This is a genomic window from Pantoea hericii (genome assembly GCF_014155795.1).
Lineage (GTDB): Bacteria > Pseudomonadota > Gammaproteobacteria > Enterobacterales > Enterobacteriaceae > Pantoea > Pantoea eucalypti.
The window spans coordinates 1-15,405 of record NZ_SCKV01000001.1 but is presented as its reverse complement, the minus strand read 5'-3'; the positions used below and the strand labels follow the sequence as shown (position 1 = coordinate 15,405).

Sequence of the window (15,405 nt, the reverse complement as noted above, 5' to 3'; positions counted from 1 at the left end):
TCCGCCGCAATCATCGTCTGCGTGGCCTCTTAACATCCAGATATCTTGCGTAACGCGGTGGAAAAATTATAACGTAGCCGCCATTGACGTGATCTTAGGGATTAAACATGAAAAAGTGGATGCTGATTGCCGCGCTGGCATTGAGTGGTTGTGCGCAAATCAACGATTATGAAAATGCGGTGCAGACACCGGCACCTGCTGATCTGCAGGGGACCTGGCAAACCGTCGGCCCACAGAGCAGCCTGATCAGCGACAAGGCGATAGCCAGTCTGATCATTAATGCCGATGGCAGCACGCTGGATTGCCGTCAGTGGATGCGGGTGATCGCGAAGCCGGGCAAACTGACCCGATTAAATGGCGATTATGTGAATGTAACACGTAAAATGCGGGTGATGCCGCTGGTGGTCGATAATGGCGAGCTGAGCTACGACAGGATGACCCTGCGCAAAGTGGCGCGTCCGACAGTAGAGTGCCAGCAGGCACTGGAAGAAGTGGCAAAGCAGCCAAAAACCGCCGTGATTCAGAACATCGAACCGCAACTGCTGCGCACGGCGATTACCGAGAATAACGCGAAGTCATAACAGTCGATCCATAGCAAAACCGCCCCAACAGGCAGAGTGCCGTTAACGCACTTGTCTGCCGGGGCGGTTTTCGTTTTTACTGCATCCCTTATTTTGTTGCTAACTTATTCTGCGATGACCCAGACGCTGACGCTGCCACCGTTACAGGCAAAGACTGCTGTGCCATGCTCGTCGGCGGTAATTGTCTCTTCACGGTTGCCCAGGTGATCGCGCCAGACCTTACCGGCAAAACCTTCACCCATCGGCACGCTTTTCTCACCTGCATCGCCATTTGACATGATCACCACACAGCCTGGCTGCGTTTCGGTGCCGCTGCGGCTGAATGCCACGCAGTTAGGATGATCAAAATAGTCGGTCTGTACGCCCCAGCCATATTGCTGGCGCGCCCGGATTAACCCTTCCAGTTCCGGGATCACCGGCATTTCAATTTTGTGTTTCTCGCCGTCGCCGCCTTCATCTTCATAGGTCGCCCCAAACAGATCGGGATAGAAAATGGTCGGTACGCCCTGTTCACGCAGCAGGATCAGTGCATAGGCCAGCGGTTTAAACCAGGCTTCAACCGGCGCTTCCAGCGACTGAAGCGGCTGGGTGTCGTGGTTAGCCACGATCGTTACGGCATGCCATGGATCAGCCACGACCAGCGAGTTGGCAAAAATCTGGCTCATATCGTAGGCGCTGCCCGCTGTTGAGGCCTGATGGAAGTTCATGTGCAGTGGCGCATCGAACAGCATGGTTTTGCCTTCCACCTGATGCACATACTCCTGCAGCTTCTCAGTTTCAAACGACCAGTATTCTGCGACGATGAACATCGGCTCCTCAGCGACCTCCTGAATATGCTCGATCCACTCTTTGTAAAACCAGGCCGGAATATGTTTTACCGCATCCAGACGAAAGCCGGTGCAGGGCACCTGTTCCATCACCCAGCGCGCCCAGTATTTCAGCTCTTCCCGGACCGCATTGTTACGGAAATCGATGTTGGCACCCATCAGATAGTCGAAGTTACCCAGTTCGTTATCGACCTGATCGTTCCAGCCTTCGGCGGTATAGTCATTGATGATTTTAAACACGCCGTTTTCGTCCGGATTCTCAATGTGGTCTACGCCGCTAAAGCACTTGTGATCCCAGACAAACTTAGAATATTCCCCGGCACGGGCCGGAAAGGTGAATTTCGTCCAGGCTTCGCACTCGACAACCTCTTCGTAGATTTCATCACGGTTATCCGGGTTGACGCGGTTAACACTGATCGCCTCTTTCTCATCAGCGCCCATTTTGTGGTTCAGCACCACATCCAGCAGTACCCCAACGTTGTGGCTGCGCAGGGCTTCTGCTGCCGCCAGTAATTGCGTTTTGTCGCCATATTTGGTGGCAACACCGCCTTTTTGATCAAATTCCCCCAAGTCGAACAAATCGTAACTGTCGTAACCGACTGAATAGCCGCCTGAACCCCCTTTGTAGCAGGGCGGTAACCACACCATACTGATTCCAATTTCGCTGAGCCAGGCTGCACGATCGGCGACCTCAGGCCACAGTTTGCTGCCATCCGGGTAATACCAATGGAAAAACTGTAATAACGTTGGGTTTTGCATGTACCACACTCCAGGGGATGATGAGAATCAAGTATGGAGTAAGCGGCAGAAAAGAGACGCCGCGCAGAGAAATAAATCTGGCGGCGTAGCAGAGAAGGGGATCAGGAGAGCGTTTCGCGCGGCACCATAACTAGGCCGCCCTGACTACTGTAGGCAGACATGACCGATTTCTGACGGGTGTTCTGACCTACCAGCGAGGCCAGCTCATCCATCCGCGCCTGCAGCAGACGTTTTACTTCGCTTTCGTTATCCAGTATACGACGCAGCACCGGGCGTAACTGCTCCTGCGTCTGCGATGAAGGCGACACAGCTTCTGTCGATTGGGCTAAGTTCTGCACCGCACTGACATACTCCATCTCCCTGCTGATCAATTCATCCCATTCGCCCTGTACTGCATGACGCAGCATTCCCTGGCTGAGATCGAGTAACTGTTGGTAAACGGTAATCAGATGCGGTGCAGTGGTCATTAAACGGCGTCCTGAATCAGGTGAGATTGAACTACTTCTTTCCACGCGTCCGCAATATTGCGCAGCAGGCCTTCGACCTCCTCGACCGCTGCAACATCATTGTGCAGGTTGGCATGCAGCAGGCGACGGGTCATGTAGTTGTAAAGATCCAGCAGATTGTCTGCCAGTTCATCACCACTGTTTTCAAGCAGGCCCTCTTTCAGGCCTGCTTCAATGATATTGATGGCTTTGGAGATAGAACTGCCTTTGCCTTCAATATTGCCATCCTGCATAAACAAGCGGGCGCGGATTAACGCGCTCAGTGCGCCGTCGAACAGCATACCCACCAGCTGCTGCTGGGTGGCGCTCATGACGGCGCTTTCTACGCCAATTTTTGCATAGGCTTTGGTGCCTGTAGCGCTGTACATGGTCACTCCTAGGATTTACTTGAAGAACTTGACGTATCGAACTGCTGCGTCAGATACGTACTGGTCGAGTTGAGTTTACTGATGGCCAGATCAAGCTGAGTAAACTGTGTTTTATAGCGTGCGATATCCGCATCAATACGATCGCTGGTGGTGTTATAGAGCGCAGTTAAGGTATTCAGTGTCTTGCTGACGCCATCGGTGGCCGCCTGAACAATCCCCTTGGTCGATAACCAGCCCGTGATGTTGGTTGCGATTTTGGTGGTAATACCGGTGGTTTTACCGTCACCCACGATCATCTCTTTCACACCAGCGGCATCTTTATCCAGCGCTGCACTGACCTTCGTCGTATCAATGACCAATGAACCGGTCTGAGGATCGGTGGTGATGCCAATCTGACCCAGCGATTTGTAGGAAGAGGAGCTTTGCGCGTTGGTCAGCATGCTTTTCAGCTGCGTTTCAATCGTGCGCAATGTGCTGTCACCGAGCAGGGCACCATTACTGGCGTCCTGGGAACCACTGTTCGTATCAACCTTGGTGTATTTGGTCAGGGTATTGAACTGATCCAGTAACGTATTATAAGCACTTACCCAGCCGCTGATTGCGCTGGACGCTTTTGAGGTATCTTTGGTAATCGTCAGTGACTGATCGCCAACCGTCGTCGCGGTCAGATTTAAGGTAATGCCTTCCAGTGCATCACTGATCTGGTTGCTACTGTTCTCAATCGCAACGTTGTTGACTGTGAGCTCGGCATTCTGTGCTTTAACGCTTTCTGTCATCACATTGCTACTGGCGGATGCGTCAAAACCCACAATCCCCTGCAGCGTGCTGTCGCCGGTGACCGCAATCTTTGCTACCGCATTATCGCTACCGGTTTTATTGGCGCTCATAGAGAGACGGAAGCTGCCGTCTGACACCTTTATGATGCTGGCGGTGATGCCTGCATTCGCACCATTAATCGCATCACGCATGCCAGTCAGCGAGGTCTGATCGCTGGAGAGCGTTATGCTTTTGCTGGTGCCATCTTTTAAGGTAATCGCGATGCTGCGGCTGGCCACAGAGCTGTCGCCCAGTGCAGCAGTGTTGCTGCTCTGCACCGAAGAGGTCAGGACCTGCGCCTGCGCCAGCTGTGTGACGCTGATAGAATATTTTCCGGCCACTGTACTGCCAGAGGTGGTCGCGCTAAACGCCGTCGAGCTGCTGCTTGCGGTGGTGGCGGTAAACAGATCTGCACTGTTCAGCTTAGTGTTCGCGGTCTGGAACGTCGTCAGTGAACTTTTCAGGGAGGCATAGGCACTGAGTTTGGCCGTATAAGCCGACTGCTGGGTAGATATAGGTGTAAGTGCAGCTTTTTCAGCGGTGGTCAAACTGTCAAGCATGGTACTGAGTGGCAGGCCGGAGCCCACACCAAGGTTGCTTATACTAGCCATGTTAATTCCTTTATAAGGTCGACAGAGAAATTGATACCTGGGTTATCGGCCTTGAATAAGGAAAGTTTAAGGGTATTTGCCTTAGGGTAATGAGGTAAATAAGCACTATAGAGAAGGGTAATTCAGCGGCTAGAAAATTAATGAATTAAGTCTAAAGAAGTTCGGACGGGTGGCGATAACTTAAAACGTGACAGGTTGAAGCAGAAAAATTCGCCTGGTACTAAAAAAATTCTAAAGGTTGTTAAACGGCAGACGATAACAACTTTGACGGCGCTGAAGCCGGCGGGTTGAAGCCCACACCTTAACCGAAAGACTTGATTAACAGGAAAATTCATCATGGCCCAAGTCATTAATACCAACAGCCTCTCGCTGATCACTCAGAACAACATCAACAAGAACCAGTCAGCTCTGTCTACTTCAATGGAGCGTCTGTCTTCTGGTTTACGTATCAACAGCGCGAAAGATGACGCTGCTGGTCAGGCAATTGCCAACCGTTTCACCTCTAACATCAAGGGCCTGACTCAGGCTGCCCGTAACGCTAACGACGGTATCTCTGCTGCGCAGACTACTGAAGGCGCACTGTCAGAAATCAACAACAACTTACAGCGTGTTCGTGAACTGACTGTACAGGCTCAGAACGGTACTAACTCTGATTCTGACAAAACCTCAATCCAGGACGAAATCAAATCCCGTCTGAGCGAAATTGACCGCGTATCGGGTCAGACTCAGTTCAACGGCGTGAACGTGCTGGCTAAAGACGGTAAAATGTCTATCCAGGTTGGCGCTAACGATGGTCAGACTATCGACATCGACCTGAAGAAGATTGACTCTTCTACTCTGGGTCTGGCCGGCTTCTCAGTTGCAGGCAACTCACTGAAAGTTAGCGATTCTATCACTCAGATTACTGGTGCTGCTGCAACTGCACCTGTTGCAGTTGACCTGTCAGCTGCTGCCACTTCACTGAGCACCGCTACCGGTTCAACTGTTGATGCATCAAGCCTGAGCCTGCACAACACCCTGAAAGCAGATGGCACAGCATCAGCACAGTTCGTTGTACAGAGCGGCAGCGATTTCTACGCAGCTTCTATCAACCACACCACTGGTGCAGTGACTCTGAACAAGGCTGATGTTGCGTATACCGATACCGACAATGGTTTAACCACCGCAGCGACTCAGGCTAATCAGCTGATCAAAGTGGGTACAGATTCAACTGGCGCAGCTCAGGGTTATGTGACCTTCCAGGGCAAAAACTACGCAACAACTGCTGGTACTGCTCTGACTGATGACAACACCAAAACTGGTACGGACAACAAAGTTACTGTTGAACTGTCAACTGCTACCCCAACGGCTCAGTTCGCTGGTGCAGCGTCTGCAGATCCACTGGCAATGCTGGACAAAGCTATCGCATCTGTCGATACCTTCCGTTCAAGCCTGGGTGCAGTACAGAACCGTCTGAACTCAGCGGTAACTAACCTGAACAACACCACCACTAACCTGTCTGCAGCACAGTCTCGTATTCAGGATGCTGACTACGCTACTGAAGTTTCAAACATGTCTAAAGCGCAGATCGTACAGCAGGCTGGTAACTCAGTGTTGGCTAAAGCTAACCAGGTTCCACAGCAGGTTCTGTCTCTGCTGCAGGGCTAATCGCCTTCTGACCCCATTCAAAACCCCGCTTCGGTGGGGTTTTTTTATGCGTACGATTAGCCCATTTTTTCACTGTTTCTCAGTCAATCAACCTCTCCATATTCATTTATATTGGTCAGTAATCGCATTCTCAATGTGCCTTTGCAGAGCAGATAAATAATGAAAAATATTGTTGTCGTCGAACCGCTTTTTGTCAGCGCCTTTAAATGTATTGGCAGTGCGTGTCGTGATCACTGCTGTCAGGGCTGGGATGTCACCCTTGATAAACCTACAGTTAATCGCTATTTAAAATCCTCTGTCATTGAAATAAAGAACCTGGCTGTTGAGAACATTGATATCACCCGAAAAAGTTTTGCTAGTTGGGGTGTCATGAAACTTAACGCAGCGGGCAACTGTGGCTTTATGGATGAAGCCCGATTGTGCAAAGTACACGCCAGCCTGGGCGCCTCCGCTCTGAGTGACACCTGCGCCAGCTATCCCAGAAAGTCCCGATTTTTTAAAACTGAGCAGCAAAAAACCCTGGCGCTCTCCTGCCCGGAGGCGACTCGTCAGTTATTAGCGGCACCGGATGCGATGCTCTTTGCGCAGGCCCTCAGACCACAGGCTGAAGCTAACAAAGCCAAAGAGCTCAATCAGCAAAAGAAGCTGCTGAATCTGATGTGTCTCAATCTGGTTAAACTAAGCGGCGAGAAGCTGGATGAAGCTTTTTACGCGCTGGCCACTTTCTTGCTGGGCGCTGAAAGAGTCAGCCAGGGCGAGGATTGGCTGGAACAGATGGAGAATCATTTTTGTGACGTGCTCAACAACCTGGCTCAGGGCGAAATCAGGCAGCAACTGGCCGATATCAGGCCCGACTATAATCTGCAATGGTCATTACTTTTACGAATGCAGTCATGGTTAGGCACCAGGAAAGATAAACGCGCCTTTTCCACTCTGAATCACTACGTCAATAAGCTTATCTACATTCAGGCTGAAGGGGCTAAAACCGATGACGTCAGTCAGTCTATGATCCGACTGGACAGCGTCTGGCAGAATCAGGTCATGCCGTGGCTTACTGAGCGCCCATGGATAATGAGTAACTATATTCAGTACCGCATTTATGATGAGTTTTTTCCTAATGACGAAACGCGCAGCCCGTTACTGAGTTTGTATCTTCTGACGGCAGAATGGTTCCTGCTTAAGTCACTAATCGCAGCCAATGTTGAGCTGACTGGAACTGTTAACGAAGAGGATATGATTAATATCATCTACAGCTACCACTCAATAACAAAACATACTCCGCAGTCGGTAATAGCGTTCCTGGAAGAGATTGATAAGGTTAAAGTCAATGACGATCTGTCGCTGATTTACCTGCTGAGATAACGATGTTTTAAATGGTATCGGCCATATCTCCCTGCCAGTCATGGTCTGGCATCGTCGTGTCATGAAGAGTGCGCTCCGGAATGCTGGCAATTATTCATACCAGCCTTTCCGGGGCGCTTATACGTGATATCAGGCAGCATACCGCTAACGCGTTCTCTGACCATAAGGTACAGAGTGCTTTTCTCATCCCCGGATTCACTCAGTCAGTTACAGTTCCCCCCACGCCTGCCGATAACTCTCTACAGAACAACATCAATTTTGATTTTCACTTTGTGGAGTGTCTATGCGCTTCAATTACGACCTGTTACCGGGCGAGCGGCTGACCTTCGACGAGATCGCCCGGCGTTATGCTTTGCAATACCCTGATGAGAAAGAGCTGACAGCCCGCGCGTTACTCAGTCCCTCAACGGGCCTGCGTACGCTAAAAATTCGTGCGGTGTTTGCACAGGAGGAGAGTAACAGTCCGCTGGAGGACCTGCTGTTCATCTCCCATGACAACGAGCGAAAAAATTACCTGCGTCGCTTTGAGCACTACCTGAAGCAGAATCTCTCTTTCCTCTATTTCCGTCGCAGCGAGAACGAGAAGCGCGAAAACCTGTGGAAAGTGATGGGCAGCAGCCAGGTTTTCGCGATGATCGATCCGCAATCCGCCACGGCACAAAACCTGTTGAACAGTCGTGGCTATAAACTGGTGCTGATGCATCAGGATGATGATGATGCTTACTGGCAGCTCTTCAGTCCGCAGGCCGATCCCTGCTTTCCGCAGTCGCAGCGCATTCAGTTCATCGTGGTGCTGAGTACGCCGCAGCACAAAGTCCCTGTGGCGGTGATGCCGGGGACGGAAGTGGGGCGTCAGGTTAAAGCGCGGGTGCTGCAACGCGCCAGTCAGGCGGAATTCAGCGCCGGTGTCAAAGCGCGCTACGGCGCCTGTGTGATGACCGGCACCGAGCTGACCGACCGGCATAACTGGCCGTGGGTGGAAGCCTGCCATATCGATACGCAGGAAGGCGATGACGGCGTTCTGGCCGATAACAGCATCGATAATGGCCTGTTTTTACGCAGCGATTTACAGCGATTGTTTATTAACCGACTGATTAGCATAAATGGTGAGTCGGGAGAGATTCAGGTGCACCCTGGCGAGGAGGCGCGGCAGCATATCGCGCCCTGGTATCAGGAGCTGGATGGTCGCGTCTGCAGCCTGTGGGCCGCCGTACCACCCGCCACGCGGCAACGGCTTCGCGCCCGTCGTTAATTTTCCCTGATGAGTGCAGAAGGATCTGCACTCTGACGTTACAAAATGAAATAGCCTCGTTTTACCCCGCCTATTCAGTCAATCGAAAACGCTACAGAATTGCATAATCATGCCGATAACTTCATTAACGCAGGGTAGTCAACGTGAACGATTTCTATACCGCCGAAGGCGTGATGGACAAGCATTCGCTCTGGCAGCGCTACGTGCCGCTGGTGCGTCATGAAGCGTTGCGTCTGCAGGTTCGCCTGCCGGCAAGTGTTGAGCTTGACGACTTGCTGCAGGCAGGTGGGATAGGGCTGTTAAATGCCGTAGAGCGCTACGACGCGCTTCAGGGTACAGCCTTTACCACCTACGCCGTGCAGCGTATTCGTGGCGCAATGCTCGATGAGCTTCGCAGTCGGGACTGGGCACCACGCAGCGTGCGTCGTAACGCACGTGAGGTGGCTGGCGCAATGCACAGAGTTGAACAGTCGCTGGGGCGTTCTGCTTCCGAGCAGGAAGTCGCGCAGCAGCTGAACGTTTCAATGGAGGAGTACCGGCAGATCCTGCTGGACACCAACAACAGTCAACTTTTCTCCTACGACGAGTATCGGGAAGAGCACGGCGACAGCGCGGAGCTGGTGACGGAAGGCCATGAAGAAGCCAATCCACTTCACCAGTTGCTTGAAGGGAGTCTGCGTGAGCGCGTCATTGAAGCGATCGAAGCGTTACCCGATCGTGAAAAGATGGTGCTGACACTGTACTACCAGGAAGAACTGAACCTGAAAGAGATTGGTGCGGTGCTTGATGTGGGTGAATCCCGTGTCAGCCAGCTGCACAGTCAGGCGATTAAACGCCTGCGGGCCCGACTTGCGGGAGCGCGCTAGCAGTATCAGTTCCTGGCGATTCAAAATTATAAGAAACCGGGGACTCAGTAATGGGAGCCAAGACCAAAGCCAGACCGTTAAGTCGTTATCTTAAAGACTATAAACACAGCCAGAGCAATTGTTCACACTGTGGCAAGGTATTAGATCGAATGGCGCTCGTTTTTCGTGGCCAGATCATCAATAAAGAGGCCATCGCTCGGATGGACCAGATGATTGATGAACAGCTGTGGCTGAAACTTCAGCCCGAGCTGACCGCGCTTTGTCGTTTTTGTAGTGATATTTTTTGCAATACCCATCCTAATTACTTCGACATTATGGCGTTTAAACAGTATCTGTTTGAACAGACAGAGATGAGCCCGAGCACGATTCGTGAGTATGTGGTGCGTCTCCGTCGACTGGATGAGATGCTGAAAGCCAAAAATTTCCCGGCTGAAAAGCTTAAAGGAAATAGCTGGCATCAGTGTCTGGAAAGCGATTTGCCCGATGCCGGTAATAACAATTACCGCATTGCGCTGCGCAAGTACGATCAGTTCTTAGGCTGGCAGCAGGCGTAAGCCTGATCTGCACCGATTGTTCCCCCGCGTGCCTGTGGCACAATCCTCTTTTCCCGCCAGCCGGGAAAAAGGGGCGGGGGAGCACGGCGCTTCTTCCTCCTGGTTTTTTCCCTGCACTTCCGTCACACCGCATCTGCTGACACCTGAATCAGGGTGATCCTTTTCGCATCTTCTGCAACACTGTAAGGATAATTCCCGTGCCCAAACGGAGGCCGCATTGTCTTTGCATTTGTTACACCAATTTCCTCGTCTTGAACTGCTGGGCGCACCGACGCCGTTAGAACATCTGCCACGGCTTTCTGATTATCTGGGGCGCGATATTTTCATCAAACGCGATGACTTCACGCCTGTCGCGATGGGTGGCAACAAGCTGCGCAAGCTGGAATTTCTGGCGGCCGATGCCCTGCGTGAAGGTGCCGATGTGTTACTGACTGCGGGCGCTATTCAGTCCAACCATGTGCGTCAGACGGCGGCAGTCGCTGCCCGGCTTGGCCTGAAGTGCGTAGCGCTGCTGGAAAACCCGATCGGTACACACGCTGAAAACTACCTGAGCAACGGCAACCGTCTGTTACTGGATCTGATGGATGCTGAAGTGATCATGGTGGATGCGCTGCACAATCCCACCGAACAGCTGGCTGAAGAGGCAACCCGGCTGGAAGCCCAGGGCTTTCGTCCTTACATCGTGCCGGTCGGCGGCTCAAATGCGCTGGGTGCACTAGGCTATGTGGAGTGTGCACAGGAGATCGCGCATCAGAGCGAAGGCGTGGTTGATTTCGCCGCCGTGATCGTTGCTTCCGGTAGTGCTGGCACCCATGCCGGACTGGCGGTAGGACTGGAGCATCTGCTGCCGGAAACCGAGCTGGTGGGCGTCACCGTTTCACGTCAGGTTGACGCGCAGCTGCCGCTGGTTGAGCGGCTGCGTCAGTCGCTGGCAGAGAAGCTGGAAGTACAGGTTAAGGCATCTATCACCCTGTGGGATGACTATTTTGCGCCACGCTACGGCGAGCCGAATGATGAAGGTATGGCGGCGGTAAAACTGCTGGCGCAGCTGGAAGGGATCCTGCTGGATCCGGTTTACACCGGCAAGGCGATGGCCGGACTGCTGGATGGCATCAGCCAGAATCGTTTCCGTCGTGAAGGTCCGTTGCTGTTTATTCATACGGGCGGGGCACCGGCGTTATTTGCTTATCATCCTTCAGTCTGAGACAAGCGAATAAAACAGTTTATACTCCGTGCGTTATCATTTTGAACAGGCAGCGATACGCGGTGCTGCCCTTATAAGAACACACACACAATACTGTCAATAATGGGGTGAATATGTCCTTTTCTCGTGCAGGTCGTCAGATGGTGATGGGCGTTATGGCTGTGGCGCTGATTGCAGGCGTCAACGTTAAAACCTTTGCAGCGGAAAACCTGCTGAACAAAATTAAAGAGCGCGGCACGCTGCTGGTGGGGCTGGAAGGCACTTATCCGCCATTCAGCTTTCAGGATGAAAAGGGCAAGCTGACCGGTTTTGAAGTGGAATTCGCGGAACAGCTGGCGCAGCACATGGGCGTCAAAGCGAGCCTTAAACCCACCAAGTGGGATGGCATGCTGGCGTCACTCGACGCGAAGCGCATAGATGTGGTGATCAACCAGGTCACTATCTCTGATGAGCGCAAGAAGAAGTATGACTTCTCTACGCCATACACAGTCTCCGGTATTCAGGCACTGACCATGAAAGCCAACGCCAGCACCATCACCAAACCGGCTGATCTGGCCGGTAAGAAAGTGGGCGTGGGTCTGGGCACTAACTACGAGCAGTGGCTGCGCGAGAATGTGAAGGGCGTGGACATCCGTACCTATGATGATGACCCGACCAAATATCAGGATCTGCGTTCTGGCCGTCTGAATGCGATTCTGGTTGACCGTCTGGCCGCGCTGGATCTGGTGAAGAAAACCGGTGACACCATGGCCGTCGCGGGCGATGCGTTCTCCCGTCAGGAATCGGGCGTGGCGATGCGTAAAGGTAACGACGATCTGCTGAAAGCGGTCAACCAGGCTATTGCTGATATGCAGAAAGATGGCTCGCTGAGCAAGCTGTCTCAGAAATGGTTTGGCGCGGATGTGACGAAATAATGCAGGAAAGTCTTCAACTGGTGCTGGATTCAGCACCTTTTTTATTAAAGGGCGCGCTGTTTACGCTGCAGCTCAGCATCGGCGGGATGTTCTTTGGTCTGCTGCTGGGCTTTATTCTGGCGCTGATGCGTCTGTCACGCTTCTGGCCGGTTCGCTGGCTGGCGCGGATCTATGTCTCGATTTTCCGTGGCACGCCGTTAATCGCCCAGCTTTTTATGATCTATTACGGCCTGCCGCAGTTTGGCATTGAACTGGATCCGATCCCCTCTGCGATGATTGGTCTTTCCCTGAATACCGCCGCTTACGCCTCAGAGTCACTGCGCGGCGCGATTTCATCGATTGAACGCGGTCAGTGGGAAGCGGCGGCCAGTATCGGCATGACGCGCTGGCAAACGCTGCGCCGGGTCATTCTGCCGCAGGCAGCGCGCACCGCGTTGCCACCGCTGGGCAACAGCTTTATCAGTCTGGTGAAAGATACCTCGCTGGCAGCGACCATTCAGGTGCCGGAACTGTTCCGTCAGGCGCAGTTGATCACCTCACGCACGCTGGAAGTCTTCACCATGTATCTGGCGGCCTCGCTAATCTACTGGGTGATGGCAACGGTGTTGTCTGCGTTGCAGAACCGGCTGGAACAGCATGTTAATCGTCAGGATTCGGAGTCGAAATGAGCGCCATTGAAGTCAGAAAGCTGGTGAAATCGTTTAACGGCCAGACGGTGCTCCACGACATCGACCTTGATGTTGCCGCTGGTGAAGTGGTGGCGATTATCGGCCCCAGCGGCTCAGGTAAAACCACGCTGCTGCGCAGTATTAATCTGCTGGAAGTGCCGGATAGCGGCACCATCCGCGTCGGGGAGATTACTGTCGATGCCGCGCTGGCGCAGAGCAAGCAGAAAGAGCAGGTGCGTCGTTTGCGTCAGCAGGTCGGCTTTGTCTTCCAGAACTTCAATCTGTTTCCGCACCGTTCCGTGATGGAGAACATTATTGAAGGGCCGGTCATTGTTAAAGGCGAGCCGAAAGCGGATGCAATAGCCCGTGCCCGCACTCTGCTGGAGAAGGTCGGGCTGAATGGTAAGGAGGAGAGCTATCCGCGCCGTCTGTCAGGAGGACAGCAGCAGCGCGTGGCAATTGCGCGTGCACTGGCGATGCGGCCGGAAGTCATTCTGTTCGACGAGCCGACCTCTGCGCTGGACCCGGAGCTGGTAGGCGAAGTGCTCAGCACCATTCGTGCCCTGGCCGAGGAGAAACGTACCATGGTTATCGTCACGCATGAGATGAGTTTTGCCCGCGACGTTGCGGACCGCGCCATTTTTATGGACCAGGGACGTATTGTCGAGCAGGGCGACGCGAAAGCGTTGTTCAGTAACCCTCAGCAGCCGCGAACCCGTCAGTTCCTCGATAAATTCCTTAATCAGTAATTCCACTGCCTTCTCCGGAAGGCAGTTTTATCCCTCCCGTACGCCTGTTTTAACGCAGCAATGGACTGCTTTTTCCTGAGTGTGCGGCGCAATATCATAACTATTTATTTAGCCGTTAAACCTTTTGGCACATCTGACAAATCTTTTCTTTTCATCGGATATTAAATGGCTTTTACTGATGCCACTTTCTCTTATTTGTATTTTAGCGATCATCAGGGAATATTATCGTTTTCTTTGAGTGAGGTGGCGGTAATAAGCGTATCGCTTCATCAATTAATAAGTGTAAGGAAACGTTCGGTCAGGTAAATAACTGTAGCAGCAGGGCCACTCCACGGCTTTTAAGAGTTTCGCTACATTCAACTTCGGCTCAATGGCGAATAATCGCTGGATAACCATAAAAGCAAAACTGCTTTCCTCGCTTTTACATTCCAGCATTCTGACCTACACAGCAGGAGTCATTGAATGAGCCAGACTAAGTCAGACCAGATATTATGGGTAGATACCCTTAAGGGCGCCTGCATATTGCTGGTGGTCCTGTACCACACGGTTTTACCCGGCTTTGAAGGAACCATGAAATATCTCACTGCCGGATGGATTCCTGCCGAAATATGGATACAGTTTAATACGGTATTGTCGCCGCTGCGTATGCCTGCCTTTTTCTTTGTTTCAGGATTGCTGGCGACGAATGGCATTATTAACCGGCCCTGGAAACAGGTGTTTACCAGTCGTATTACCAATCTCTTTTATCTCTATATTCTATGGGGCTTTATTCAGTGGTGGTCCATCATAGGCATCTCTACTGAAATTACCGGCCAGCGCATTTCCCAGAATCTCAATGCCGCCTATGCGGGTTCACTATTCGAGTTCCTGAAACTGACCTTTATGGCCATGAGTACGTCATGGTATTTGTATGGGCTGGGGCTCTATTTCCTCTGTGCCAAAGTTTTTCGTCAATATAAGCTGGCCCTGGTATTGGTGGCGATCCTGCTGAATTACCTCGCGGTGGAAAAAGTGATTCCGTTCTGGGGTCCCCAGAGTCTGGCCCAATATTTCCTGTTCTTCCTGTTAGGTGCGTTCTGGAGTCAGACCATGCTGCGCCTGAGTGAGTGGCGGCGCGAGAATCTGATGCCCTGGGCGCTACTGGCAGCGGTCGCGGGGATTCATGTGATTTTCGGTCTGGATAAGAGTCTGTTCCTGTGCGTACTGGCTGTGTTGTTCAGTATTGCCGCGTGCCGCTGGCTGAATCAGCATTTCAGCATGCGCTATCTCAACTGGGTTGGCCGCAATACACTGCAGATTTACGTTATCCATCGTATCTTCATCGAGTTCTTTGGTATGTCTGCGATTCTGTTCGCGCAGCGTCATCATCTGTTTGAGCAGGCGTGGTTTTCGTTTCTCTGGGCTTGCTTCTATCCGGTGGCGATAGTCGGTCTGTGTTCGCTCTGCTCAGTGGCTATCTGGTCGCTGACCAATCGCGGCGTGGGGCAGTCGCTGTTTGTATTTCCGACACTGGTTAAGCGGGCGCATGGGAGGGGGTGAGGTTTGCGCCTTGCAGCAGGCTGCGCGGTAGCTTCCACCTGGAAGCGGGCAGCTTTGCAGCGGGCTGACACTGAGCGGGTTACGCCCGCCAGGCGGTGGGGAGTTTCAGGTTGCCCGTTCAGGCGGACGCGTTAAGGGGCGTACGCCCGCCCCTTAACAATCCCGGCGTCCGGCAGCCTGCG

Annotated in this window: 15 protein-coding genes; 11 read left to right on the top strand and 4 right to left on the bottom strand. The window is 52.5% G+C overall.

All coding sequences use genetic code 11. The features are described 5' to 3' along the window. Positions 1 to 107 precede the first annotated feature (107 nt). Positions 108 to 581, top strand: coding sequence for a lipoprotein YedD (yedD, locus tag H7K52_RS00075; protein WP_182629477.1), 474 nt, complete (start codon positions 108 to 110; stop codon positions 579 to 581). A 104-nt stretch (positions 582 to 685) separates the two neighbouring features. On the opposite strand, the gene amyA is transcribed toward yedD, so the two are convergent. The 4 genes from amyA to fliD all read right to left on the bottom strand — a co-directional run bounded on the left by amyA (position 686) and on the right by fliD (position 4,468). Next, positions 686 to 2,167, bottom strand: a complete 1,482-nt coding sequence (gene amyA / locus H7K52_RS00070; RefSeq protein WP_182629476.1) for an alpha-amylase — start codon at positions 2,165 to 2,167, stop codon at positions 686 to 688. Between the two features lie 101 nt (positions 2,168 to 2,268). After that, positions 2,269 to 2,634, bottom strand: coding sequence for a flagella biosynthesis regulatory protein FliT (gene fliT, locus H7K52_RS00065; RefSeq protein WP_039659989.1), 366 nt, complete (start codon positions 2,632 to 2,634; stop codon positions 2,269 to 2,271). Beyond that, positions 2,634 to 3,041: a flagellar export chaperone FliS gene (gene fliS / locus H7K52_RS00060; RefSeq protein ID WP_039659990.1), complete on the bottom strand. Its 408-nt coding sequence runs from the start codon at positions 3,039 to 3,041 to the stop codon at positions 2,634 to 2,636. The genes fliT and fliS overlap by 1 nt, the downstream gene beginning before the upstream one ends. 8 nt (positions 3,042 to 3,049) lie before the next feature. Beyond that, complete coding sequence (fliD, locus tag H7K52_RS00055) at positions 3,050 to 4,468, bottom strand: flagellar filament capping protein FliD (RefSeq protein WP_039659992.1); 1,419 nt, start codon at positions 4,466 to 4,468, stop codon at positions 3,050 to 3,052. Positions 4,469 to 4,804: 336 nt separating this feature from the next. Between fliD and H7K52_RS00050 the strand changes: the two genes are divergently transcribed. The 10 genes from H7K52_RS00050 (at position 4,805) to H7K52_RS00005 (ending at position 15,223) form a co-directional block, all read left to right on the top strand. Then, on the top strand, positions 4,805 to 6,115 hold the full coding sequence (locus tag H7K52_RS00050) for a FliC/FljB family flagellin (protein ID WP_039659994.1): 1,311 nt from the start codon (positions 4,805 to 4,807) through the stop codon (positions 6,113 to 6,115). 159 nt (positions 6,116 to 6,274) lie between these two features. Next, positions 6,275 to 7,477, top strand: a complete 1,203-nt coding sequence (gene fliB, locus H7K52_RS00045) for a flagellin lysine-N-methylase (protein WP_182629475.1) — start codon at positions 6,275 to 6,277, stop codon at positions 7,475 to 7,477. Between the two features lie 283 nt (positions 7,478 to 7,760). Further along, entirely contained in the window at positions 7,761 to 8,729 is a 969-nt protein-coding gene (locus H7K52_RS00040) for an HNH endonuclease signature motif containing protein (protein ID WP_182629474.1), read from the top strand. A 143-nt stretch (positions 8,730 to 8,872) separates the two neighbouring features. Beyond that, the gene (locus H7K52_RS00035) at positions 8,873 to 9,595 is read left to right on the top strand and encodes an RNA polymerase sigma factor FliA (RefSeq protein ID WP_003854529.1); all 723 of its coding nucleotides are present in this window, start codon (positions 8,873 to 8,875) and stop codon (positions 9,593 to 9,595) included. Between the two features lie 50 nt (positions 9,596 to 9,645). Continuing rightward, complete coding sequence (gene fliZ, locus H7K52_RS00030) at positions 9,646 to 10,149, top strand: flagella biosynthesis regulatory protein FliZ (protein WP_008926851.1); 504 nt, start codon at positions 9,646 to 9,648, stop codon at positions 10,147 to 10,149. A gap of 217 nt (positions 10,150 to 10,366) precedes the next feature. Further along, positions 10,367 to 11,353: a D-cysteine desulfhydrase gene (locus tag H7K52_RS00025; RefSeq protein ID WP_008926850.1), complete on the top strand. Its 987-nt coding sequence runs from the start codon at positions 10,367 to 10,369 to the stop codon at positions 11,351 to 11,353. A 113-nt stretch (positions 11,354 to 11,466) separates the two neighbouring features. Continuing rightward, on the top strand, positions 11,467 to 12,267 hold the full coding sequence (tcyJ, locus tag H7K52_RS00020; protein ID WP_033743520.1) for a cystine ABC transporter substrate-binding protein: 801 nt from the start codon (positions 11,467 to 11,469) through the stop codon (positions 12,265 to 12,267). Then, positions 12,267 to 12,935, top strand: a complete 669-nt coding sequence (gene tcyL / locus H7K52_RS00015; RefSeq protein WP_003854540.1) for a cystine ABC transporter permease — start codon at positions 12,267 to 12,269, stop codon at positions 12,933 to 12,935. Before tcyJ ends, tcyL begins: the two co-directional genes overlap by 1 nt. Next, positions 12,932 to 13,684: an L-cystine ABC transporter ATP-binding protein TcyN gene (gene tcyN, locus H7K52_RS00010; RefSeq protein WP_003854542.1), complete on the top strand. Its 753-nt coding sequence runs from the start codon at positions 12,932 to 12,934 to the stop codon at positions 13,682 to 13,684. Before tcyL ends, tcyN begins: the two co-directional genes overlap by 4 nt. Positions 13,685 to 14,146: 462 nt before the next feature. Then, positions 14,147 to 15,223, top strand: a complete 1,077-nt coding sequence (locus H7K52_RS00005; RefSeq protein WP_008926847.1) for an acyltransferase family protein — start codon at positions 14,147 to 14,149, stop codon at positions 15,221 to 15,223. Positions 15,224 to 15,405 lie beyond the last annotated feature (182 nt).